At 45.9% G+C, this 23,860-nt stretch carries 16 protein-coding genes; 7 read left to right on the forward strand and 9 right to left on the reverse strand.

Annotated features, from left to right (window positions below):
• Positions 1 to 148 precede the first annotated feature (148 nt).
• The gene (locus tag BLU98_RS01260) at positions 149 to 1,330 is read right to left on the reverse strand and encodes an ATP-binding protein (RefSeq protein ID WP_092721427.1); all 1,182 of its coding nucleotides are present in this window, start codon (positions 1,328 to 1,330) and stop codon (positions 149 to 151) included.
• Positions 1,331 to 1,562: 232 nt separating this feature from the next.
• Between BLU98_RS01260 and BLU98_RS01265 the strand changes: the two genes are divergently transcribed.
• Positions 1,563 to 2,057: a hypothetical protein gene (locus tag BLU98_RS01265; RefSeq protein WP_139173800.1), complete on the forward strand. Its 495-nt coding sequence runs from the start codon at positions 1,563 to 1,565 to the stop codon at positions 2,055 to 2,057.
• Between the two features lie 66 nt (positions 2,058 to 2,123).
• Here the strand turns inward: BLU98_RS01265 and BLU98_RS01270 are convergent, their stop codons facing one another.
• On the reverse strand, positions 2,124 to 3,143 hold the full coding sequence (locus BLU98_RS01270) for a LacI family DNA-binding transcriptional regulator (RefSeq protein ID WP_092721429.1): 1,020 nt from the start codon (positions 3,141 to 3,143) through the stop codon (positions 2,124 to 2,126).
• Positions 3,144 to 3,325: 182 nt separating this feature from the next.
• On the opposite strand from BLU98_RS01270, the gene BLU98_RS01275 reads away from it, so the two are divergent.
• Both BLU98_RS01275 and BLU98_RS01280 read left to right on the forward strand, forming a co-directional pair.
• Positions 3,326 to 4,195, forward strand: coding sequence for an inositol oxygenase family protein (locus BLU98_RS01275; RefSeq protein WP_092721430.1), 870 nt, complete (start codon positions 3,326 to 3,328; stop codon positions 4,193 to 4,195).
• A gap of 200 nt (positions 4,196 to 4,395) precedes the next feature.
• Entirely contained in the window at positions 4,396 to 5,622 is a 1,227-nt protein-coding gene (locus BLU98_RS01280) for an acyltransferase family protein (RefSeq protein ID WP_092721431.1), read from the forward strand.
• On the opposite strand, the gene BLU98_RS01285 is transcribed toward BLU98_RS01280, so the two are convergent.
• Positions 5,617 to 6,732 carry a Gfo/Idh/MocA family protein gene (locus BLU98_RS01285; RefSeq protein WP_092721432.1) on the reverse strand — a complete coding sequence of 372 codons (1,116 nt, stop codon included), beginning with the start codon at positions 6,730 to 6,732 and terminating at the stop codon, positions 5,617 to 5,619. The genes BLU98_RS01280 and BLU98_RS01285 overlap by 6 nt on opposite strands.
• Before the next feature lie 103 nt (positions 6,733 to 6,835).
• Here BLU98_RS01285 and BLU98_RS01290 point away from each other — a divergent pair, with 103 nt between their 5' ends.
• Positions 6,836 to 7,303 (forward strand): DsrE family protein, encoded by a 468-nt coding sequence (locus tag BLU98_RS01290; RefSeq protein WP_092721433.1) that lies wholly within the window; start codon positions 6,836 to 6,838, stop codon positions 7,301 to 7,303.
• A gap of 22 nt (positions 7,304 to 7,325) precedes the next feature.
• On the opposite strand, the gene BLU98_RS01295 is transcribed toward BLU98_RS01290, so the two are convergent.
• From BLU98_RS01295 to BLU98_RS01315, 6 genes are all read right to left on the reverse strand, one after another.
• On the reverse strand, positions 7,326 to 8,120 hold the full coding sequence (locus tag BLU98_RS01295) for an NIPSNAP family protein (RefSeq protein ID WP_092721434.1): 795 nt from the start codon (positions 8,118 to 8,120) through the stop codon (positions 7,326 to 7,328).
• Positions 8,121 to 8,156: 36 nt separating this feature from the next.
• Positions 8,157 to 9,428, reverse strand: coding sequence for an alpha-amylase family glycosyl hydrolase (locus BLU98_RS01300; protein WP_257574625.1), 1,272 nt, complete (start codon positions 9,426 to 9,428; stop codon positions 8,157 to 8,159).
• Positions 9,429 to 9,475: 47 nt separating this feature from the next.
• Positions 9,476 to 11,185, reverse strand: a complete 1,710-nt coding sequence (locus BLU98_RS01305) for a sodium:solute symporter family protein (protein WP_092721436.1) — start codon at positions 11,183 to 11,185, stop codon at positions 9,476 to 9,478.
• Between the two features lie 120 nt (positions 11,186 to 11,305).
• Positions 11,306 to 11,452: a hypothetical protein gene (locus BLU98_RS17640; protein WP_257574626.1), complete on the reverse strand. Its 147-nt coding sequence runs from the start codon at positions 11,450 to 11,452 to the stop codon at positions 11,306 to 11,308.
• 2 nt (positions 11,453 to 11,454) lie between these two features.
• Positions 11,455 to 14,001 (reverse strand): PIG-L family deacetylase, encoded by a 2,547-nt coding sequence (locus BLU98_RS01310; RefSeq protein WP_092721437.1) that lies wholly within the window; start codon positions 13,999 to 14,001, stop codon positions 11,455 to 11,457.
• A gap of 3 nt (positions 14,002 to 14,004) precedes the next feature.
• On the reverse strand, positions 14,005 to 16,503 hold the full coding sequence (locus BLU98_RS01315) for a M14 family metallopeptidase (protein ID WP_092721438.1): 2,499 nt from the start codon (positions 16,501 to 16,503) through the stop codon (positions 14,005 to 14,007).
• 106 nt (positions 16,504 to 16,609) lie between these two features.
• Here BLU98_RS01315 and ggt point away from each other — a divergent pair, with 106 nt between their 5' ends.
• From ggt to BLU98_RS01330, 3 genes are all read left to right on the forward strand, one after another.
• The gene (ggt, locus tag BLU98_RS01320) at positions 16,610 to 18,331 is read left to right on the forward strand and encodes a gamma-glutamyltransferase (protein WP_257574627.1); all 1,722 of its coding nucleotides are present in this window, start codon (positions 16,610 to 16,612) and stop codon (positions 18,329 to 18,331) included.
• Between the two features lie 109 nt (positions 18,332 to 18,440).
• On the forward strand, positions 18,441 to 18,968 hold the full coding sequence (locus BLU98_RS01325; protein WP_092721439.1) for a DUF1572 family protein: 528 nt from the start codon (positions 18,441 to 18,443) through the stop codon (positions 18,966 to 18,968).
• A 170-nt stretch (positions 18,969 to 19,138) separates the two neighbouring features.
• Positions 19,139 to 23,854 carry a translocation/assembly module TamB domain-containing protein gene (locus BLU98_RS01330; protein ID WP_139173801.1) on the forward strand — a complete coding sequence of 1,572 codons (4,716 nt, stop codon included), beginning with the start codon at positions 19,139 to 19,141 and terminating at the stop codon, positions 23,852 to 23,854.
• Positions 23,855 to 23,860 lie beyond the last annotated feature (6 nt).

The raw sequence follows: 23,860 nt of genomic DNA on the forward strand, positions 1-23,860 counted from the left end.
TGAGTAAGAAGCAAAAAAAGCCCCGCAGATAGGCGAGGCGCTAAATGTTTTCACAACGGAATAATCCTTATTGTGATTTGCTTTCGAATGTGAAGTTAATAATAAAACAAAGATCGGAAGAACTTAATTTGAAAGCAAATCACAACTCTCACAACATACCCCTCAACTCATTCATCATATCCAGCAATGGAATTGCAGCAATATCCTTCGTCACCGGAAAGCGCTCTTTGCCCGGGTAAACAATAAAACGTTTTGTAGCTGCAATATCTTCGCAACCCAGGTGGAAGCCTTTTGAAACAGACGGGGCTTGGGAACGTTTGATTTCAATCGCATATCGCTCCTTACTGTTCCTTTCGATCACCAGGTCAATTTCAGCGCCGGCAGCCGTACGATAAAACCATGCTGTTACACTTGCAGGCAGGCATGATAAGAGGTTTTCAACAACAAATCCCTCCCAACTGGCTCCCACAACAGGGTGTCCCAACAGATCATCAAATGTTGTTAAGTTAAGCAGGGCATGCGTCAACCCACTGTCGCGAATATATACTTTAGGAGCTTTAACCAGTCGCTTACTCACATTGCCAGACCAGGGTCGAAGCGTGCGGATCAATAGTAAATCTTCCAGCAATTCAATATACCGTTTGGCAGTTGGCGCGGTTACATCGAGGTTGTTTCCGAGCTGCGCAATATTAAGCTGCCCACCCTGACTGTGAGCTAACATGGTCCAAAGCTTGCGCAGCGTAACAGCTGGTATCCGGGGGCCGAACTGGGGCACATCCCGCTCCAGGTAAGTACTGATGAAGTTTAACCGCCACCGTAAGCTGGCTTCGTCATTCTTTGCAAGAAAACTATCAGGAAATCCGCCATGCAACCATAAGCGGTCAATGTCTTTTGATTTTTTGTGATCAATTTCGGCGACTGTAAAACCAGACAACTCTTTGTAAGCAATTCGCCCAGCCAGGCTTTCTGATGATTGTTTCAAAAGCTCTAACGATGCCGACCCCAAAATAAGGAATTGAGCCTTCCTAAGACCTTCCCTCCTGCGGCGGTCTATTACACCCCGTAAAATTTGAAAAAGTTCAGGAACACGCTGCACTTCATCAAGAATGATCAGCTTTCCTTTGTGCAGTTCAAAATATGCTTCCGGCTCATTCAACCGCGCTGCTTCGGAAGGCCTTTCCAGGTCTAGATAAATAGGCTCCGGGTTCATCGAAGCTGCAATCTCCTCAGCAAGGGTTGTTTTTCCAACCTGGCGGGGCCCAAGAATAGCTACCGCTGGAAATTCTTCCAGCAATTCAGCAATTTCTGGTTGGGCTAGCCGTTTTATCATCCTTGCAAAAATAACATAAAATATTCGATTTGCAAGGTAAAGTATTGCACAGATTTAATGCTGTTAAGCTCCCACACAGATAACAGGTTGGGATCTTTTTCCATAAGCAGCAGTTGTATTTTTAATTACAACATATTATTTTTAATGAAATTTTAATAGTAGATTAAATTCTACTATCAGGTAACTTCCTCTGTTTCAACCATTAAGCAGAAAAAAATATTATGTTATGCCAATGCATTTACAGTTTTGGAAACAATTTTGTTGGTTGGCTGCCGGTTTGCCCGCCGCTGCCTGGTGCATGTATGTAGCTATGCGCTTTCTCATCTTTGCCTGTGCAGATGATGTATTGGAACGGTATCACAGGTGGGGTGTTGTGGGGCAACTATACTTTATTGTAGTAGAACTAGGCTTCTTCGAGGTCTTCAACAGGTTGCGGCTCTATATCGTAAAACAAGCATACAAGGCTTTGGTCCCTCCCATGCGCTGGCGGCTCCCTGCCATCCTGTTGTATGCATCTGCTATATGGTTGCTATGTATGTATTATCTGCTAATGCAATTATGGGACGCGCTGCCCGTTTATCACCTGGATGTGATAATCCAGTTTTTCTTACTGTGCACAGGGCTCTCCGTGATGATGGGTATTGCCCTCCCGTACAGTGCACTGAGAGGCTGGCGATTCGTATGGCATCTCCGGAATCCGGCCAGCAAAAGTTCAAAACCCGGTTAGCGCTAATATTTCTCCTGTTAAATGAAAACGTTCCGCTAACTAAATGGCAAATTACTACTTTTTCGTCTACTGATTCCCTCGGGTAGATGCCCGTTCAACCAGCATGGAAGGTATCGTAATGGTTTGCGCAGACAATGTAAAGTGCTTTTCTTCTAATCCCTTGAAAAGAACAGTAGCGGCTGTTTTCCCTATTTCAAAAGCCGGCTGTGTAACAGTGGTCAGAGAAGGTTCCAGGATAGATGCGGAATGCAGGTTGGTAAAACCAATGACTTTCAGGTCATCAGGAATAGCCATACCAAGCTGTTTACTCACCAGGTAAACAGGTGTAACCAGTTTTTCAACAGATGCAATGATGCCATCCGGTTTATCCCTTTGCTCCAGCAATTGCCTGATCAATCTGCAATTCTGTTCCATATCGTTACTGCAAAGCAATACATCTGCATCTGTTGCGCCTATGTGCGCATCGTGCAATGCTTTTTGAAAGCCTTGCACCCTTTTCGAAGTGATGGACAGGTTGGCTGCGATGGATAAAAAACTGATCTTTTTACAACCCCGTTCCAGCAAACAACGCGTGGCTTCATAAGCGCCTTCAAAATCGTTGGTAGAGATTTTAGCAGCTTCAATATCATCGAAAATACGGTCGAAAAAAACCACGGGAATACCTGCCGTAAGTACTTCTTTGATATGATCGGCCTGTGAAGTTTCTTCCGAAACAGAAATCAAAATACCATCTACCCGGCCACTCCTGAAGGCTGAAAGGATTTGTTCCTCTCTTTTAAAATCTTCATGTGAAAGATAGATCAATACATGATATCCTTTGGCTTGCGCAACGGATTCAATACCATTAATGGCCAGCGAAAAAAAACTATCCGCCACTTCGGGCAGTACTACTGCAATGGTTTTGCTTTTTCGTTTACGGAGACTGCTCGCATAGGGGTTGGGTGTATAATGATATTTGGCAGCCAGCGCCAATACTTTTTGTTTGGTCTCGCTGCTGATCTCGTGGCTGTCTTTCAACGCTTTGGAAACGGAGCCTGCAGACAGGTTCAATTCTTTTGCCAGTTGCTTAATGGTAGTACCGTTCAACAGATTGATATTAAGAGTCCTGAATAATCGTTGTTGGACGAAATGAACCAACTACAGTGAAAATAAACAATTTTCAGGGGTTTTACGAAACCGGTTTCGTAAATAAATACGCGCATGAATGACATTTATTGACCAAAAAAACAACAATTTAGTACAAGCTTCCATAACGAAACCATACCACTATGAGCACTACGAATGCCAGTCCATTAACCAGCCTCGATCAGTGGGAAGACGACGTGCTGCGCCGATACCCCGATCCGGAGTCCATCGCCACCTCCAAAAGCACCGAAGCCTATCGCAATTACGAAGCTCCCGAAAGAGATACAGTACGGGAATTTTACAAATTGAATCATACCTATCAGACCTATGATTTTGTAGTACAGAAACGGGAAGACTTTTTAAGATTCAACCGCAAGGAAATGTCGGTATGGGATGCATTCCAGTTTTTGAATCAATTGGTAGACGATTCAGATCCCGATACCGATCTTGATCAATTCCAACACCTGCTGCAAACATCTGAAGCCATCAGGCGCGACGGGCATCCCGATTGGATGGTACTGGTAGGTTTAATGCACGATATGGGTAAAGTATTATGCCTGTTTGGTGAACCGCAATGGGCGGTTGTGGGAGACACTTTTCCTGTTGGTTGTGCTTATTCGAATAAAGTGGTTTATTCTGAATTTTTCAAAGACAATCCCGATTATAATAACAGTGAGTATAATACGCAATACGGCGTTTACGAACCCCATTGCGGATTAAGGAATGTAAAGATGAGCTGGGGGCACGATGAGTATGTATACCAGATGTTGAAAGATCACCTGCCGGAAGAAGGACTGTACATGCTGCGTTATCACTCGTTTTATGCATGGCACCGCGAAAATGAATACAGCTATCTGCTAGATGAACATGATAAGAAAATGTTGCCCTGGGTACAATTATTCAATCCTTATGATCTCTATTCGAAAAACCCCGAGCCGCCGGATTGGGAAAAGCTGCGTCCTTATTACGAAGCGCTCATTGCAAAATATCTCCCTTCAACACTAAAGTTCTGAACAAAAACAGGTGGCATACATATTATCATTTAGGCCGTATTTTCCAATATCCACGGCGGCATTGACCACCAATATCAAACTAGTTCAAAACCCTGCAATTGGTCAACCGCTGTCAGTAAGCAGCCGTATCTTTGTCCCGGTGCGTCCGGGACAAAGCTTTTTTACAACAGTCAGTATGCACTTCTTCTAAAACCAGCAATATGCCAACTACTCTACCCAATCACTCATCAGCAAATAAAAATCCGGCCACTGGAAGGCTGCTTTCACTGGATGCCCTGCGTGGGTTTGATATGTTCTGGATCGTTTGCGGGGAAGCTATTTTTCATGGCATCGCATCGGTCATTACACAAAAACATGCATTGGTTCAAAACATAGACGACGAACAGATTGCGATCAACAGTACATTGACAATGACTGAAAGAGTTTTTGTAGGTATCAGCAACCAGCTGCGCCACACCGTATGGAATGGTTTTACTTTTTACGATCTCATATTTCCCCTGTTTATTTTTATTGCAGGTGTGAGCATGTATTATTCTTTCAATAATCAACTGGAAAAAGCCGGAGCCGATCAGGCAACTGCGCGTAAGCATATCTACCGTTCACTCATCAAGCGCACACTGGTCTTATTGTTCCTGGGAACAGTAGTGAACGGCCTGTTAGAATGGAAAGGATTTCACGAAACCCGTTTTGCCAGCGTATTAGGGCGCATTGCATTGAGTTGCTTTTTTGCAGCGCTCATTTATCTGAATACTTCTTTTCGCAAGCAAATAATATGGGTGGCTGGCTTGTTATTGGGTTACTGGATACTCATGCAATGGGTGCTTGTTCCCGGTTATGGCGCCGGTGTGCTTACACCCGAAGGTAATCTGGCATCGTATATAGACAGGTTATTGCTTCCAGGCAAACTACACCGGGTGATCTATGATCCGGAAGGATGGCTCTCTACCATTCCTGCCATTGGAACAGCTATGCTGGGAATGTTCACTGGTCGCTTTTTGCGTGATAACCGGTTCGCCCCGCAAAAGAAAGGATGGATATTATTTCTTTCAGGTATCTTATTATTGTTATTAGCCCTGCTTTGGAATCTTGTTTTCCCGATCAACAAAAAATTATGGACCAGCTCTTTTGTATTATACACAGGAGGATGGAGCCTTTTGTTGCTGTCGCTGTTTTATACGATCATAGATGCATGGGGATATAAAAAATGGTGTATGCCCTTTGTATGGATGGGCGCCAATTCTATTTTAATATACATGGCCACACATGGCCTGGTGAATTTTGAACACAGCTCCCGTTTCCTGTTCGGAGGATTGATCAACCAGGCGCCCGCTCCTTATAACCAGGCCCTGGTATGGACAGGCGTGGCTTTGATCCAATTCTCTGTTTTATATTTTTTATACAGAAAAAAATGGTTCCTGAAATTATAGTGCAGATAGCTCCACCTTTTTCCCGGTTTGAGTAGCCTGGTAGATGGCATCGATGATCTTCAGGTCTTTCAACGCCTCACCTCCATCAACAGGCACGATGGGTTGTTTGCCAGCTAACAAGATATCCGACATTTCTTCCATTTGCCGCGTCTGGTGTGCTATATGAGGATAGTTGAGTTCTCCTTTGTGTGTGCGACCTTTGATCGGCCCATAATTTGTAGCCGGTTGCAGCTCAGCAAAACCATTTTCTCCATCCAGGAAAAAACGATCCAGGTAATTCATGCTATAGGTAGACAAACAAGAGGCCACTGCTCCGCTGGGAAAGCCCAGTTGAAACTGGATGGTTTCATCTACGCCGTCTTTGAATTTCACCGGATCGGTCTTGGTTTCCTGTGCCGTTACCCATAGCGGTTCTTCACCTGTCATATAGCGGGCGCCGTTGATGGAATAAATGCCTATATCCATCAATGAGCCGCCGCCAGCGAGCTGTTTATTCAATCGCCATTGCTTCGGATCGCCAATGCGAAAACCACTCAACCCCTGGAAGAATTTGATCTTACCAAACGCGCCTTCATTGCGCATGCGGATGATCTCAAGCGTATTCGGTTCGAAGTGCATGCGATACCCTACCAATAGTTTCACGCCTGCTGCTTTGCAAGCCGTAACCATTTCCGCTCCTTCTTTGGCATTCAACCCCATGGGCTTTTCACAAATAACATGCTTGCCTGTTTTTGCCACCCTGATCACTTCATCGTGATGAAGTGCGTTGGGCGTTAGCACATATACTGCATCGATATCAGGATTATTTCTGATCGCATCGAAGGTTTCATAGTTATAGCAATTTTGATCAGGCACATTGTATTTCCCTTGCCATGTTTTGAGTTTGGCGGGCGTTCCGCTGATCAACCCGGTTATTTTGGCTTTCTGACAGGCCTGCATGGCCTCTGCTACTCTTGTGGCATAACTGCCCAGTCCCATCAACGCTACTCGCAACACAGGACCTTCGTAAGCATGCATATGCAGTATGCTGCTATTGGCATATCGTGGCAGGAGTGAAAAAGCAAGGGCAGAACCCGTAAGCTTTTGCAGGAAATCGCGTCGGGAATTCATAGTATGGTATTGATTAGATACCCTCTAAATTACTGTTTATTGATGGAATAAACGACTACAGTAATGAGAAAGGGCTGTATATTACAGCCTTCATAAAAAAGACATGATAAAATCGTTTTTAGTATTGTTCGGATCACTGCTCATTGGCACCATAACAATGGCGCAATCGAAAGATCCTCTTCTTGAAAAAAATTATTCGTTCAGCGGAGCAAGCGCTACGAAGAAATCTTACCACGCCATTTATCAGTTGGACAGTAACGAACCTAAAGTGATTGAGAAAGCCCTTCGCAATATCAACAACGTATTGCAAGACCCGCGCCTGCAGGGAAAGTTACAAATTGAGCTGGTGGCTTTTGCCGGCGGTACCGAAGCTTATATGAAGGGCAGCAAATACGAGAACGAGCTGAAAGCCCTGGTAGCAAAGGGCGTGATCGTGGCGCAATGCGGCAATACATTGAAGGAAAGAAAGATCAGCCGCGATCAATTATATGATTTCATCGGCATCGTACCCAGCGCCAATGGCGAGCTGATCATCCGTCAATCGGAAGGCTGGGCCATCATTAAGCCCTAGCCTGTTTACCGGTAATACTAACTTATAATTCTGAATAAGCCGTAGGATGCAGGAATACAATATCGATTTTCGATACCGTATTCTTGTACTCGGGCAATGCCGACAATCGCTTCCATTCAGGATCGGCGCTGAAAGTTTTCCAGTGTGCATCTCTTTCGGCACGGTTGTCGAAACTGGTCATGTACATGAGATTGGGCATGTGGCTACCAGATATTACCTGCGCATAAAACACAGCATTGAAGCCCAGGCGCTTGAATAAAGGGATCTCCCCACCTTCATTAAACATGCGCACTTTACCTTTATGGAGTTGCTCTGTGGCCGATTCATAGCTGCGAAGTTCATAGATGCGTTCAGCCTGTTCACCTTTCAGGTCAGGCGCCTGGTAGCCGGGCATATCGTTGAAAGCATACAGCAATATCGATTCCATCCGCGTATAAGCCGGTGCATTGAACGCTGCATTCAGGTAAGCTGCTCCGTCTTTTTGGTAGGCTGCATCTTTGCTAAGCTTCTCGTCTATCTCCACCAACTGAGCAGGAGAACGCAAAGGAATAAAAACATACAAACTCTTTTCAGCAGCCGTATCGTTTCCAACAAAACTAAAAGCCCCCACTTTGGCAATGCCATAACGGTGTAAGGCGGGAATGAATGCATCTTTGAGATAAGCATTCACCATCGCCATTTGTTCCTGGCTCTTCATCCGGTATACTTTGATCTGGTAATAAGACCTGGCAGCAGCTTTTCTGCCATTTGATGCAAAACCTGTAATCGCAGCCAGAATCAACAACAATCCTGTAGCAAAGCGGGAGAATAATTTCATTGTTTGATGAGTTTTGGCGCTAAATTAGGGAAAGAATCAATTGACTCTTTCATATATCATATATTCCCCGGCCTGGATCTCAAAATCTTCCCGGCCATCGAAGTTGAAGATCATTTGTGAAAACAGGTTCCTGAAGCGGCCTTTCAGCCAGTCATGTGCTACTTCTATCCTCAGTTTATTATCGTACGATACGTTGAGCAGCACGAGTACCACATCGTTTCCTTTTCTGCGCAGGTAAGACATCAACTGGCTGCTGTGTTCCGACGGAAGGATAAACGTCTCCCCTTCCCTGATGGCCTGATTCTCTTTGCGGAAAGACAACAGCACATTGTAAAACGATTCCATCTGCAAAGGACGGCGCCATTCGATGAGGTCTTTGTCGAAGAATTTCAACCGTTTCTTACTGGGACTCTCCTGTCCGCTGTAGATCAACGGCATGCCATCGGGCCAGGTACAACTGAACACAGCCCATGCCTGCGCAGCAGGTCCGTACTTTTCATATTCTGTACCATTCCAACTGTTTTCATCGTGGTTGCTGGTAAAGAAAAGTTTAGTAGCGCCCGCAGGATATTGCGAATAACTGTGCAATACATTCATCACTTCATTCAACCCATCCGGCTGCTTTTGCAATTGTTCCGAAGCATGCATCCACGACCAGGCATAACTGGTATTGAATACTTGGTGATAAGCCGGCTGCTCACATTCGCCCAGCCAGTACAAATGTTTAAGCGATTCGCATTGTTGCTTTGCCTCTATCCAAAAATCGAGCGGAACCAGGTGGGCCATATCGCAACGGAAACCATCGATATCACAGGTCTGTATCCAATATTTCATGGCGTCGATCATGGCAGACCGCATGGCACCCGAAGTATAATCCAGGTCAATCACATCGTGCCAGCCGTTTCTTTCGGTAAAATTGCCTTTGTCATCCTTTACATACCATTCCGGGTGTTCGGTAGTCCAATGATGATCCCATCCGGTATGGTTGGCCACCCAATCGATGATGAGCTTCATACCCAATTGATGCGCCTGCACTACCAGGTTTTTCAGATCGTCCAGCGTACCGAATTCAGGATTAACAGCCGTATAGCTGCTGCATGCATAATAACTGCCCAACGCACCCTGCCTTTCTTTCAGGCTGATAGGCGTAACGGGCATCAACCATAATATTTCAACGCCCATATCACGCAACCGCGGAAGGTGTTGTCCAAATGCTGCAAAACTGCCTTCGGGTGTGTACTGCCGTATGTTCACTTCATACACGTTAGCCCCCATGGCCCAGTCTACCATTTGGTACGATTGCTTCATCCCATGAAGTTACCAATTGTTATGCCAACCTCGCATGATCGGCTGTATTATCTTTTGGTCAAAAAACTGAACAGATAAGCCAGGGCCACCACAGCCAATGTACCCAGCACGTTCAGCCATAAGAACCCAAGACCGATGATATTGTAACGGTCGAGCAGGAAGAAAACGATCACCAGCAGTTCGCCTACGATGGCTGCCAGGAACACAGCCTGCCCCTGTATCTTTTTCATGTAAAATGCCACCAGGAATATGCCCAATATCACACCATAGAACAAGGAGCCCAGTACATTTACCGCTTCTATCAGGCTTCCCATGCCCGTAACAAATTCAGCAGTGATCACACAGAACACACCCCATAGCAGCGTGTACCATTGGGATAAGCGGTATTCTTTTTCGCTTTGCAACTGGTTATCTCGATTGTATTGTTCTCCTTTCAAACGCAAATGAAAATCAACCATCGTACAGGAAGCCAGTGCATTCAGCGCGGCAGCGATAGAGCCCCAGGCAGCCAGGAAAATAATGGCGATCAACAGTCCTACCAATCCTTTGGGCAGGAAGTCTACCACAAACCGCAGGAAGATATAATTGGTATCGTTGGTGTCTGCGCCCGGTACTGCTTTTTTCACCACATCGCGGTATTGCTGCCGGATATTTTCCATTTTTTGGGTACCGGTATGCAAGCTGTCTTTGTAAAAATCCTGTCCGCCTGCAGCATAGGCCACACTCCACTGCTGCTGTACTGCCTGCTTGCTCTCGTACTGGTCTTTCAACTGCATCAATGAATCGCGGTAAGGTGTTTCCAGGGCACGGTCTTCCACAGCCTGGTTAAAAAAAACGGGTGAAGGATGGAATTGGTAAAAAGTAAACAACAAAGCGCCCAGCAATAAGATCAGGAACTGCATAGGCACTTTCACCAAACCGTTCATAAGCAATCCCAGCCTGCTTTCGGTCGTATTCTTAGCGGTGAGGTAACGCCCCACCTGGGATTGATCGGTGCCGAAATAAGAAAGCGCCAGGAAGAAACCTCCTATCACGCCGCTGATGATATTGTACTTGTCTTTCAAGTCAAACCCATTGCCGGTAACACCGGTAGTGATCACATTCAGCTTTCCCGATGCACCGCTTACCATGAGCGCCTCTTTTAACCCCACCCCTTCGGGCAGGTTGTGCACGATGAGGTAACCTGCCACAAACATGCCCGAAAATATAATGAGCAATTGCAATTGCTGTGTATAGGCTACCGCTTTGGCTCCGCCGGTAACAGTATAAACGATGAGTAGGCCACCCATTACAATATTGGTCCAGAAAATATCCCAACCCATCAAAGAGGAAAGGATGATAGAAGGCGCATAAATGCTGATACCCGTTGATAACCCGCGTGAAAGCAGGAACAGGAAAGAAGTGAACAATCGTGTTTTCAGATCAAAGCGCTTTTCAAGGAACTCATAAGCCGTGAACAGTTTGAGCCGGTTGAACAAAGGCACAAACGTTACACACAACACCACCATGGCAATGGGTAATCCGAAATAATATTGCACGAACCGCATGCCGTCGGTAAATGCCTGTCCGGGTGCAGAAAGGAAAGTAATGGCACTGGCCTGCGTACCCATAATGCTCAGCAGTACCAGGTACCAGGGCATGGTACGGTTATTCAAAAAATATCCTTCCAGGTTCTTAGTGGTACGGCTCTTATACAAGCCGTACACAATAATCACCAGTAAGGTAACCGTTAGTACAACCCAATCGAGTCTGCTCATGAAAAATATTTAGTGAACCACACGAAAAAAATAATCAGTACTACCAGCACGGCCAGCACAAAAATGTACCAGCGGCGCCAGGTTGAAAAGAGTGGTATTTTATTTTGATCTTTCAATGGTTCATCTTTTACTGCTCAGCAAGCCGCCCGCCAGCAATCCGAGTCCCAATCCGATGATCAGCCCGACCTTCACATTTTTAATGGCATATCCCAATACCAGTCCGATCAACAATATGGTAACAACACCTATTCTTCTCCGCGGATGCATGTTTATTTGTTTTTGGGCAAAGCTATTAAATTTGCCAGCAGCCTGTAAGCGCCGGGTACACCTGCAGGCAGTTGCCTGAACAGCACAAGGCTTACATAAGCAAAATTACCTTTCCCATATTTAGCGGTGATCAGGCTGCCATTCGATTCCTTTTCGTTCTGATCATGCATACCCAATGGCGCTTCATAATGGGCATCGGGTTGATCGGCCTGGTAGGTACTTCGTTCCTGCACCCAGCCTGCAAAATCTGCATCCGTGATCTTATTCGGATAATTTAAAACAGGATGTTCGGGTAATAAGAAATGAACTGGCGCTTCTTCTTCTGTTACCCTGGAGCCAGTACTAATGGCAAAAGCATAAGGACCAACCTTGGCCTTGTTACTCCCTACCTGCATATTACGCACGTATTGTACAATCAGGTTGCCGCCCTGCTCAACATAGTGCATCAGCACGTCGTATTTATTGGACAGGTATTCGTGCAGGTTATAAGCACGCACGCCGGTAATGATCGCATCGAATTGTTTCAGGTTCTCGCTGGTAATATCTGCATCGCTTAATTGTTTCACTTCAAAACCCATTTGTATTAATGCATCCGGTATGGCATCTCCCGAACCGGGTATATAAGCAATTTTTTTACCTACTACTTTCACTTCCTCGTTAACAAATTTCACATGGTCCCTGAAGAAGTAATGCATATTGGGAATATGCGGGTATTCGATTGATTTGAAGAAATTAGGGAAGGTCATTTTTTTATTCCCCAGCTGTATCTCTATGGCACCTTCTATATATCGTCCTTTAGCGGAATCGTACACCTGCTTTATCGGAACATCCACTACATATCGCTTCCCCTTTTCAAGATCAGATGGCTGGTCCTGAAAAATGGTGTGCACTTTGTTCTGCATCACATATAAAGTAGCAGGTACTGCATGGGCCGAAAAATTGGGTCTATACACTACATGTATCATGGAATCGGCCAGTTGTTTACCATGTTGATCTTTTACGTTCAGCAAAGCCACATCGGGACTCAAATACAGTTCCATGTGTGGCGCCATAATGAATGGCTGGTACAGCTCTCCTTTTGTTGGATCGGTGTATTTGTATTGTACGGGGACAGTTACAAAGAAAGAAACGCCTTCTATTTCCAGTTTGAATACGGCGTTGAATGCAGCGTCGTTCCAGGCTTTACCAATCAGGCGTTCATCGGGCACTTCAAACATGCCTTCTTTCTGTCGCTGTTTTAACAGCCAGTAAGGTTGGGAGGACAATGCAACCATATTACCCGGTGTTATTTTGATCGGGTAATTATAATTCTGATTGGTTTCCAGGGATTGTTGCAACACCGTATCCTGTACATTATTGTTCACCCAAATGCCATAGATCAAGGCATTGGCATTATTTCTCTTATTCACGAAGCAATTCACCACAACCGTATCGCTCGACAATACTGTTTCCTGTTGTGTGGTGGCTTCCATATAAAGTCCGGCACAGTGCAGGATCAATTCTTTTACTTCATCTATCTTCTGTCTAACGATGGCATCGCTGTTTGGTCGCAGTATCTTCAGCATTTGCTTGTACAATGCTACCAGGGCAGGCACAGATGCTTCCGGTGAAGTAAACTGATAGTGTGCGATGATAGCATCAATTTGCGCCTGTATCTTATCGCCACCGCTAACCCTCGTCCAGTCAGTCGCCACGCCATCCATCAATTCATGTTGCGGCGCTTCTCCGCCGGTTGTAGCGAAATACTCATACAGCTTTCCTTTACGCCATGGACGGCCTTCTCCCTGGCTTTTATGCATACTGCGTGCTTCGCCACCCAGGTCGCCGGCGCTCACACCCAACAAAGGATCATAAGCACCCACTTCCATTTGCAATTGGTCACCGGCAGTTGTATTGATATTGCCGAAATTGTAGGTATTCCAAAGTATGCGTTTGGCCTGCCAGGGTTTGAGTGCAGGATCGAGTTTGAACTGTTCAGGAAAACGTGTACTGTCTGCCGCTGCTTTGAATGCCTGGTTGGCCAGTATGGACGACGCAGCATGATGACCGTGACCGGCCCTTGCATCGCCTGGAAAACGTGTGATGATCACATCGGGTTGCAGTTTACGGATCGTCCATACAATATCTCCCAACACTTTATCACTATCCCATAAATGCAGGGCCTCTTCGGCGTGTTTACTGAACCCAAACTCATAAGCCCTGGAAAAATATTGCTCCGCACCATCTACGCGCCTGGCTGCCAGCAACTCCTGTGTGCGGATCAATCCCAACTCCACTCCTTGCTCACTGCCAATCAGGTTTTGCCCGCCTTCGCCACGTGTCAGACTCAGGTAAGCCGTACGGTATAATTTTTCTTTGGCCAGGTAGGGCAACAGGGAATTGTTCTCATCATCGGGATGTGCCGCTACATACAATACAGTGCCCAGCACTTTCAGTTTTTTCAATTGCAGGTAAATATCTGCACTGTTATAAATGGCAGGCGTCTGCCCTCCCGCGATGATAGCAGTACAACATCCTGCCAGCAAAATCAACCAGCGTTTACTCATCATGTATTAATTTATTTGTCCTACCAGGAACACTGCATTAGAGAACAGTAATTTTCCCGCTTCCCAGAAATTCCTGAACAAAGGATCATCGGCCAGGTATACCACGGTTCCATTACCCATATCCTGTACGCCAAATACCAGACCATCTTTCATTTTATTTTTCACCTTAACGCCTGCAAAACCTGTTACATAAGCATCTTTCTTAAGAACGCCTACATTCCAGCCATCTTTCATAAACTCAAACAGGTTGTTGTCCTGCCTGATTGTAAAATAATAGTCGGGATATCCAAAGCCCAATGGATGGCTGTTGTCCAGCTCCAGTTTATAAATAGCGCCGGGTATGCTGTTGCTCAATGATTCACGCAAACGGTCTCCATATTTTTTAATGTGCGAAGAATCATCGGCCGACTTGTCTTCCTTCAGTTTAATGCCCCAGTCCGCTCCTGCCAACATAGACACGGCATTTTCCATTGCGATGACTTTACCGCCGTTCCTTACAAACTCTTTCAGTTTATCCATGGCGCTTTTATCGTTCAGGCTTCTGTAAAAGCCATCCGGAATGATCAGCACATTGTAATTGCGCAAGCTGAGCCTGTTGAATTCATTTGCATTCAATAATGTAAGCGGATAATTCAACATCCGCTCAAAGAAATGCCATACTTCGCCTGCCCCCAGAGATGAAACCTGCTCACCTGTTAACAATGCCACTTTGGGTGCAGCGTTGATGATCTTTATTTCAGGCGAACCAAAATCGGCACCTTTATCCATAAAACCGGTGGCTACCTCATCGGGGCTCACATTGTATTGCTTACATGCTTCGTCAACTACTTCGTTCCAATTAGCGGGATTGCTTGTTTTCAGCACAATCAGCGTGCCGGGTTCATAATGTTTCCCTTTATAATCAAAAGCTTTCTCAGAGAACCGCACTTTGATATCATTTTGTAAAAGATGTGCCAGCACCTGGGCAGCGTTAAACGAAGTATACGGTATCAGCACACCATAAGCCGCGCTCATGGCAGTAACCGGAGAAACTATCACCCTTTCCGAAGACTTCACTTCCAGCTTTTCTTTCACGGCATACGCATCTACACCATAAGCATAAGGAACACTCCATGCAGTAATATCGTAAGTATTAGAGTCTACCACCGTTGTCCTGGGCTCCAATAAAACCTTCGCCATCACTGCATGCGGTTGAAAAGCACTAACAGCCAGGTGATGCCCCTGGTTCTGGAATGCTTCTTCTTTACCATTCAGGTAATGGAATCCCCTGAAAGAAGTATTGCCAAGCTCTCCCGATTCAATTCCATTTTTCTTCAACAATGCGGCAACAGCCTGTAGCTTATGCTCATCCTTTGAAGTGAGTACATAGGTCTTGTATTCACCAACCTTGCCATTGCGGCTATCTGTATAAAATTTCTGATACTCCTGCAATAACCTTTCTTTGTTACGCGAGGCGGTTTCTATTGTAGACAGTCCTGTTGTATAATGATGCATGGCACGGTCTACCAGCGTAAGCGTATCACCACTGGCATTCACAACAGCCAATCCACCCCTGCTGTGCCCGCCCTGTTCAAAGGTCATGCCGATGGCTCCATTATAAATAGGATACGTATCCCCATAAGAAGGATACAACAGATCGAATCGCTCTTTGGTAAAGAACAACCATCCGTTCTGATCAAAATAACCGGCATTGTTTTTACCGATCATCACCTGGAAGTCGCGCTGCCACTGTGTAATCACATCATGAAAAGGTTCCGCCGCAGGCGCGAAATAATAAGGCTGGTTGTATCCCTGTTCATGAAAATCAACATGTACCTGTGGCAACCATGCATTGTATTGTTTTACGCGCTGCTGTGTCTCTACCTGTGTTTGCCAGACCCAGTCGCGGTTGAGATCGAAATTATAATGATTACTCCTTCCTCCGGGCCAGGGCTCTGCATGTTCGCGCGATTGCGGGTCTGCATTAAAATGTGCCCCCACTACCGAGTTGAACCAGTTCACATAGCGGTCGCGGCCATCGGGGTTGATGCAAGGGTCGATCACTATCAACGTATTGCGCAGCCATTCTTTCGTTTGTTTGTTCGAAGGATCAACCAACGCATACAAGGTGAGCATGGCCGCCTCGGAAGACGAGGGTTCGTTGCCATGCACATTGTAACTCAGCCATACGATCGCCGGCATGGCGGTATTGGCCGGTCCTGATTTGTCAATGCCTGCCATTCGCAGGTTGTTGATGCGTATGGCATCCAGTTGCTGTATGTTTTCAGGCGTTCCAATAAATGCCAGCATCAGCTCGCGGCCTTCATTGGTTTGTCCGTACGTTTGTATTTTCACAGCAGCCGGACTGGCCTGTGCAACCGCTTTAAAATAATTGACGATCTTATAATGCGGGGTATAATGCGTTCCTATCTTATAACCCAGGAATTGTTCGGGACTTTGCAAACTTTGCGCCCGAAGCGTAAACGAAAGAATTGTCAATAAACATGCAGCGATGTATCTTATCATAAGCTAAGCGTAATTATGGATAAATGTAACAAAGAATTCAGTATCAGATCAAACCATTCATCCAATGCCTGTTGCCGGATTGTCAAATAGTTCTTAATTTCCTATCGTGAAAAAAACCAATCTAACCTTTATCGCCGCAATACTGTTGTGCGGACTATCCGCCCAACCCGTCCCTTCTATCGTAGGTCCTTATAAAGCGGTAAACCCTTACAAGTACAGCATCGTAAAAAATGCTGTTTATAGCCACGGAGCGGTATCCAGCGCCCATCCTTTGGCCAGCCAGGTAGGCGCTGCGATGCTGAAACGGGGCGGCAATGCATTTGATGCGGCCATTGCCACGCAACTGGCGCTGGCCGTAGTATATCCGGGTGCAGGTAATATTGGCGGTGGTGGTTTTTTACTAGCGAGAAGAACTAATGGAGAACTCATTGGACTCGACTATCGCGAAGCGGCCCCTTCCAAAGCCAGCAGGGATATGTACCTCGATAAAAATGGAAATGCACAGGTATCACTTTCACAAAACGGACACCTTGCTTCGGGCATCCCGGGTACCATCGCTGGTTTATTTGCGTCGCTCACTTATGCACGCCTGCCATTCAGACAACTGATCCAACCGGCGATTGACCTGGCAGAGAAAGGCTTTGTGATCACGGAAAGAGAAGCCAATAACCTGAATAATTCGCGCGAATCTTTTATCAAATACAATACAAAGCCTACAATTTTTGTAAAGCCTGTGAAATGGAAGGCCGGGGACACGCTGGTGCAGAAAGAGCTGGCGGCTACACTCAGGCGCATACAAAAAAACGGCGCCAAAGGTTTTTATGAAGGAGAGACCGCGCAACTGATCGTAGAAGAAATGCAACGGGGCAATGGCATCATTCAACTCGAAGACCTGAAAAACTATACTGCCAAATTGAGAGAGCCACTGAAGTTTGAATACCGTGGGCACCATATCATCAGCTTTGCGCCACCCAGCAGCGGAGGTATTTTGCTGGCGCAGATGCTGAAGATGATTGAAAAATATTCCGTGAAGAACATGGGCTTTCAATCGGCCAAATCGGTGCAGTTGATGATAGAAGCGGAACGCAGGGCTTATGCCGACAGGGCCGAACACATGGGCGATCCCGATTTTTGGAAAGTACCGGTGAGTGCTTTAACAAGCGATGCTTATCTCACACAACGAATGGCCGATTACCAGCCCGAAAAAGCCGGCCAGAGTGTTCATGTAAAACCCGGCATCATCAAAGAAAGCGAAGAGACCACGCACCTCAGTGTGATTGATGCCGATGGTAACCTGGTATCGGTTACCACTACCCTCAACGGAGGTTACGGATGCAAAACAGTAGTAGGTGGCGCAGGATTTCTCCTCAACAATGAAATGGATGATTTCAGCGTCAAACCCGGTGTGCCCAATATGTACGGCGCCGTGGGCGGCGAAGCCAATGCCATTGCGCCCGGCAAACGCATGCTGAGCTCCATGACTCCTACGCTGATGATGAAAGACAATAAGCCTTACCTCACCATCGGAACCCCGGGCGGAACCACTATCCCTACTTCTGTATACCAGGCCCTGGTGAACCTGGTGGATTTCAATATGACCCTTTCCGATGCCATCAACAAACCCAAATTCCACCACCAGTGGTTACCCGATGAAGTATATGTAGAGAAAGAGTTTATTGCCGCCACCAAACAGGAACTCGAAGCCATGGGGTACCATATCCAGGAGCGCCCAAGCATCGGCCGCACCGAAGCGATCAGGATCATGAATGGAGGAAAAAGAGAGGCAGTGGCAGATGTCCGCGGAGATGATTCTGTAGCGGGTTATTAATTTTGCCCGTCATCCCGAGCGTAGCCGAGGGACCTGCCGAGTATTAAGCAGGTCCTTCGATTCGATTCGCTCACTCAGGATGACGTAAGACGTAAAAAAACATCGTTGCATGAATTTAGCAGAAGGATTTTTAAAAGACAGTATCAAGCGTTTCCGGAACTATAAAGACCTGGGTGAAAAAACGCTGGCCCAATTATCGGAGACGGAACTGCATTATCTTCCTACAACAGAAAGTAACAGCATTGCCATGATCATCCAGCACCTGCATGGGAATATGCTCAGCAGGTGGACAAATTTTCTTACAGAAGACGGGGAAAAAAGCTGGCGCCAGCGGGATGCTGAATTCGAAACAAAACAGCATACCAGGTCAGCAATTGATGCTTTATGGAATGATGGCTGGAACTGCCTGCTGCAAACTTTGGAGAGTCTTCAACCTGAAGACCTGCTGAAGAAAATAACCATCCGCACCGAAAGCATCAATGTATATGACGCCATCCTCCGGCAGCTGGCACATTATTCCTACCATGTAGGGCAGATCGTTTACCTGGGCAAAATGATGCGTAACGAGGAATGGTCTTCTCTCAGCATCCCAAAAGGCCATAGCCAGCAATACCACGAAAGTGTTAAAAAAGGCTAAACAAAGCAGCCCTGAGTGTTTTCCCCCAATTTTAACGCCCCCTTAGTTTGGTATTGAATTTGCCTGCCAATACCTATTGCCTATTTTTACAAAACAAACGGACCTTTCTGAAGCGATTCTTTAAAATACTACGCCGGACCATCCTCTTCCTGATTGCCTTTATCTTGGGTGTGTGGATTGCTCTCCAGACCAGCGTGATACAAAACTGGCTGGTAGGTATGGCTACCAAACGTTTGTCGAAAACATTGGGAACAGAAGTGAGCATTAAAAAAGTAAGTTTCTCCTTTTTCAACCGCCTCAACATGGATACCATGCTGGTGCGTGATCTGCACAAAGACACCATCCTGTATGCAGGTCAACTGAAAGTGCGTATTACCGATTGGTTCTTTTTGAAAGATACTGCCGTATTAAAATACGTTGGACTGGAAGATGCCGTTGTTAAATTACAACGCAGCGATTCGAACTGGAATTACCAGTTCATCATCGATTCATTGGCCTCACCTTCACCCGCTAAAAAGAAAGAAGGCGGCGGACTGGCGTTGAACCTTAAAAAGGTTGACCTGAAGAATCTCCGGCTCATCAAGAACGACCTGTGGCGTGGTGAGCGGATGGAAGCGCGGGTAGGAAGCCTGGTGCTCGATGCAGACAAAATAGACCTCAATAAAAGCATTTTCCTGATCAACGACGTGTCGATCGACAAGCCCTTCTTTTCCATACTGAACCTGCCGCCCCTGCGGCCCGATTCGCTCGCGCACCATAATCCTGCTACCCCTGATACAGGCATGTACCTCAATGCCGGCAATGTGCTCGTGAAAGTGGCTAACCTGCGGCTCAGCAACGGCGGTTTGAATATCGATGGAAATAAACAAACACCCGCTGCAGGCTTCGATGGTTCGCATATACATCTTAGCAGGCTCAACGGAACCTTTAAACATATTGCTTTTGTCAAAGACACTTTACGTGCCAACGTCGACCTCACAGTAAGGGACCGCTCAGGTTTTGAGCTGAAAAAACTCAAAGCAGCATTCCGTTTTACTCCGCAGATCATGGAGTTTGCCTCCCTCGATCTGCAAACCGGCAAAAGCCGGTTAGGGAATTATTATGCGATGAAATTCACCGATTTCAACCGCGACTTTGGTGATTATATTACCAATGTAACCATGGAAGCCCGGTTCCACGATTCAAAAGTGAATACGGAAGACATTGCTTATTTCGCTCCTGAATTGAAATCCTGGAACAGGGTGGCGCAATTAAGCGGTCATTTCCAGGGAACCGTAAGTCATTTCAACGTTACCAACCTGGTAACGAAAGTGGGCGCTACCACTACCCTCATGGGCAATCTGCGCATGAAGGGACTGCCCGATATCAACACTACCCGTATCAGTTGGAGCAATGGAACCTTGCTAAGCAACCAGCACGACCTGGCCACCTTCGTGCCCATGCTGAAAACTGTTACCGAACCCAACCTGGCAGCGTTGGGTACCATCATTTACAGAGGTAACTTCAACGGCACCGTGCGCAATTTCACCACCAACGGCATATTGAGTTCCCAACTGGGCGGTGTGAAAACAAATATCAGCATGCAGTTGCCGCGCAGAGGAGAACCTTCCTATACCGGTAATATAGAGACCTCCCGGTTCAACATCGGTAAATTTCTCAACAACGACCAGTTGGGGCTTGCCGACTTCAAAGGAAAGATCACAGGCAGCAGTTTCAATGTAGAAAAATTGAAAACTAAACTCGATGGCAATATCAGTTCCATCGAGTTTAATGATTACACGTATACCAATATTGTTACCAACGGTACTTTCCAGAAAAAATATTTCAGTGGTGAAGTAAAAATCAATGACCCCAACCTCAACTTCACCAGTGACGTGCAGATTGACCTCACAAAGCCCCAACCCAGTTTCAACATCCTGGGCGACCTGGTGAATTCAAACCTGTACGCGTTGCATTTCATGAAAGAAAACATAGAACTAACAGGCCTGCTGGATGTGAACTTCACCGGTACCAACATCGATAACTTCCTGGGTACTGCTAAATTCCTGAACGCAGAGATCCGTAGCCCGGATATCAAACTCAACTTCGACTCAGTAAACCTTACTTCCTATTATCTTGACACCGTCAAGTATCTGCAATTGAACAGCAATGATTTTGCCGCTTCTATCTCCGGCAGGTTCACCATCCTGGATCTCCCCGCCAGTTTTCAGGTCTTCCTCAGTCACTATTTCCCAAGTTATATCAAGCAGCCGCGGTACACACCACAAAACCAACAGTTCAATATAAGTCTGCATACCAATTATATTGAACCTTACCTGCATATTTTCAATAAGCACCTGAGCGGCTTCAATGATGCCAGCCTCGAAGGAACAGTAGATACACGCAAGAATGAACTCCACATCACCAGCCTGGTGCCTTTTGGTAAATATGATAACTATAGTATTACTGGCATTGACTTGAAAGGGGTGGGTAATATGGATACCCTTTCTTTAAAGGGAGAAATCAGCAGTACACAAATTGGCGACAGCCTGCGGTTCCCGAATACCCATCTCAATATTGTATCCAAAGGCGACCATTCCATTGTATCCATTAAAACCAGCGCCGATATTACCCTGAATGATGCAAGTCTGAATGCAGATGTATTTACGCTGGACGATGGCGTTCGGGTGTTGTTCAGGCCTTCTTCTTTTGTGCTGAATGAAAAGAAATGGAATATTGAAAAAGAAGGAGAGCTGATAGTACGTACTCATTTTGTAAGCGCACAAAATGTAAAGTTCGTGCAGGGCTTCCAGGAAATTGCCGTTAAAACAGAGGAGGAAGACGGGGGCAATACCAACAACCTTGTGGTATCGCTGAAGAATGTGGTATTGGGTGATATTACTTCCTTATTCATGAAGCAGCCACACCTGGAGGGCGTTACCAACGGCAATATCGTCTTGAGTGATTTCTTTGGTCAGTTCAGAGCCGATGCAACATTGAAAGCTGAACAGTTCCGGCTCAACGACGACTCCGTTGGCACTGTGAACCTCAAAGCCGGTTATGACAGCAAAACAGGTAAAATTTCCATGGATGCTGTTTCGCCAAACGATGGTTATAATTTTTCTTTTGCAGGATTGTATAACCTGAAGGACTCTATTGGCCAGCCACTCAATGTAGATCTCAAACTAAATGATTCCAAAATCGATATCCTTCATCAATTCCTGAGCGACCTGTTCACAGATATCAAAGGAAAAGCAACCGGTACGCTCAATATCAACGGCAATCCCAATGCGCCCAACCTGCTGGGACATATCAAGCTGAAGAATGCAGGCATGAAAGTGAACTATACGCAGGTATATTATGCAATCGATTCGGCTGATATCAAATTTGAAGAAGACGGTATCAATTTCGGTGAATTCAAGATCGCGGATATATACAAGAATACAGGTACGGTAAAAGGAAAATTGTATGAACATGGCTTTAAAGACCTGGCATTCGATTTTGATCTGAACACTACCAAATTACTGTTGCTCAATACAAAGCTGAAAGACAACCAGCAATTCTATGGCAAAGCCATCGGTTCGGCCAAGCTCAGCTTGAAAGGGCCCGAAAGTGCTGCCAGGATGACCATCATTGGGGAAACAAAAGACAGCTCACATATCTTCATACCTAACTCGGTGAGCAAAGAAAGTGGCAATGCCGACTTTATTGTATTCAAGCAGTATGGTACCGAAATGGCCAAAGCTGATAACAACTCTAATTTCAATTTATTGGTTGATCTGGATATTACTGCCAACAACCGTACACAGATCGACGTTATACTGGATGATCTGGCGGGCGAGGTGATCAAGGCTACCGGTCATGGAACGCTAAAGATCAGGGCTGGTTCTACAGAGCCCCTTTCCATTCGCGGGCGTTACTACATTGAAAGAGGAAATTATGATTTCAACATGCAGGGATTGGTTCGTAAACCATTTGAAATGCTTCCCGAAGCGGGCAATTATATTGAATGGAATGGCGATCCTTTCAAAGCCAATATGAACATAGATGCGCAGTACACCGCCCAGGGCGTCAGCCTCAGCGATCTCATCGGTACCAATAATTTCACCGGCACCATCAAAGCTTATCGCGGAGATGTATATGTGATCGTAGAGTTACGTAAACAGTTGCTGAAACCGGAGATCACTTTCCGTTTTGACTTCCCTGCGGGAAGTCCGGCTAAAATAGACAATGATTTTTCCAATTATGTGGCCAGGATAGAGAAAGACCAGAATGAAATGCTGAAGCAAGTAGCATTCCTGATCGCATTCAATTCTTTTTCGCCAATTGGACAGACAGGAGGCAGTAACACTACCAACCCCTACTCACTTACTACAGTGGGCGTGAATACCCTTTCACAGGTATTGACCAAAGAGGTGAACAAAGTTTTCTCGAATATCCTGTATAAACTTACTGGAGATAAAAGCCTGCGCTTCGACTTGGGCACATCGTTGTACAGCAGCTCCAGTCTCGATCTGAACAACGATGGACTGGTGGCCAACAGCAACCGCCTCGACCGCTCGCGTATCAATTTTAAATTCGGCAAAAGTTTCTTTAATGATAATGTAGTCGTTACTTTCGGTGGCGACCTGGATTTCAACCTGGGTAATACTTCTGCTGTTCAGAATGGTAACTTCCAGTGGCTGCCTGATCTCAACATAGAGATCGTGTTATCGAAAGATCGCAAACTGCGAATGATCATTTTCAGCAAGAACAGTCTTGATATTGCCGGATCCAGCCTGGGCCGCCGTAACCGGCAGGGCGCCAGCATTTCTTACCGGAGAGATTTTGAAACCCTGTTCGGAAGAAAAGAGAAAGACATCGAATTCAAGCAGCCGCCCGATTCAAGTGTATCAAGCGATAAATAGAAAATT

Source organism: Hydrobacter penzbergensis (genome assembly GCF_900106985.1).
GTDB classification, from domain to species: Bacteria; Bacteroidota; Bacteroidia; order Chitinophagales; family Chitinophagaceae; genus Sediminibacterium; species Sediminibacterium magnilacihabitans.

Bases quoted from the DNA above. Each gene is read 5' to 3' on its own strand.
- BLU98_RS01260 (WP_092721427.1), bottom strand. From the start codon at position 1,330: ATGATAAAACGGCTAGCCCAACCAGAAATTGCTGAATTGCTGGAAGAA.
- BLU98_RS01265 (WP_139173800.1), top strand. From the start codon at position 1,563: ATGCATTTACAGTTTTGGAAACAATTTTGTTGGTTGGCTGCCGGTTTG.
- BLU98_RS01275 (WP_092721430.1), top strand. From the start codon at position 3,326: ATGAGCACTACGAATGCCAGTCCATTAACCAGCCTCGATCAGTGGGAA.
- BLU98_RS01280 (WP_092721431.1), top strand. From the start codon at position 4,396: ATGCCAACTACTCTACCCAATCACTCATCAGCAAATAAAAATCCGGCC.
- BLU98_RS01285 (WP_092721432.1), bottom strand. From the start codon at position 6,732: ATGAATTCCCGACGCGATTTCCTGCAAAAGCTTACGGGTTCTGCCCTT.
- BLU98_RS01290 (WP_092721433.1), top strand. From the start codon at position 6,836: ATGATAAAATCGTTTTTAGTATTGTTCGGATCACTGCTCATTGGCACC.
- BLU98_RS01295 (WP_092721434.1), bottom strand. From the start codon at position 8,120: ATGAAATTATTCTCCCGCTTTGCTACAGGATTGTTGTTGATTCTGGCT.
- BLU98_RS01300 (WP_257574625.1), bottom strand. From the start codon at position 9,428: ATGAAGCAATCGTACCAAATGGTAGACTGGGCCATGGGGGCTAACGTG.
- BLU98_RS01305 (WP_092721436.1), bottom strand. From the start codon at position 11,185: ATGAGCAGACTCGATTGGGTTGTACTAACGGTTACCTTACTGGTGATT.
- BLU98_RS17640 (WP_257574626.1), bottom strand. From the start codon at position 11,452: ATGCATCCGCGGAGAAGAATAGGTGTTGTTACCATATTGTTGATCGGA.
- BLU98_RS01310 (WP_092721437.1), bottom strand. From the start codon at position 14,001: ATGATGAGTAAACGCTGGTTGATTTTGCTGGCAGGATGTTGTACTGCT.
- BLU98_RS01315 (WP_092721438.1), bottom strand. From the start codon at position 16,503: ATGATAAGATACATCGCTGCATGTTTATTGACAATTCTTTCGTTTACG.
- BLU98_RS01325 (WP_092721439.1), top strand. From the start codon at position 18,441: ATGAATTTAGCAGAAGGATTTTTAAAAGACAGTATCAAGCGTTTCCGG.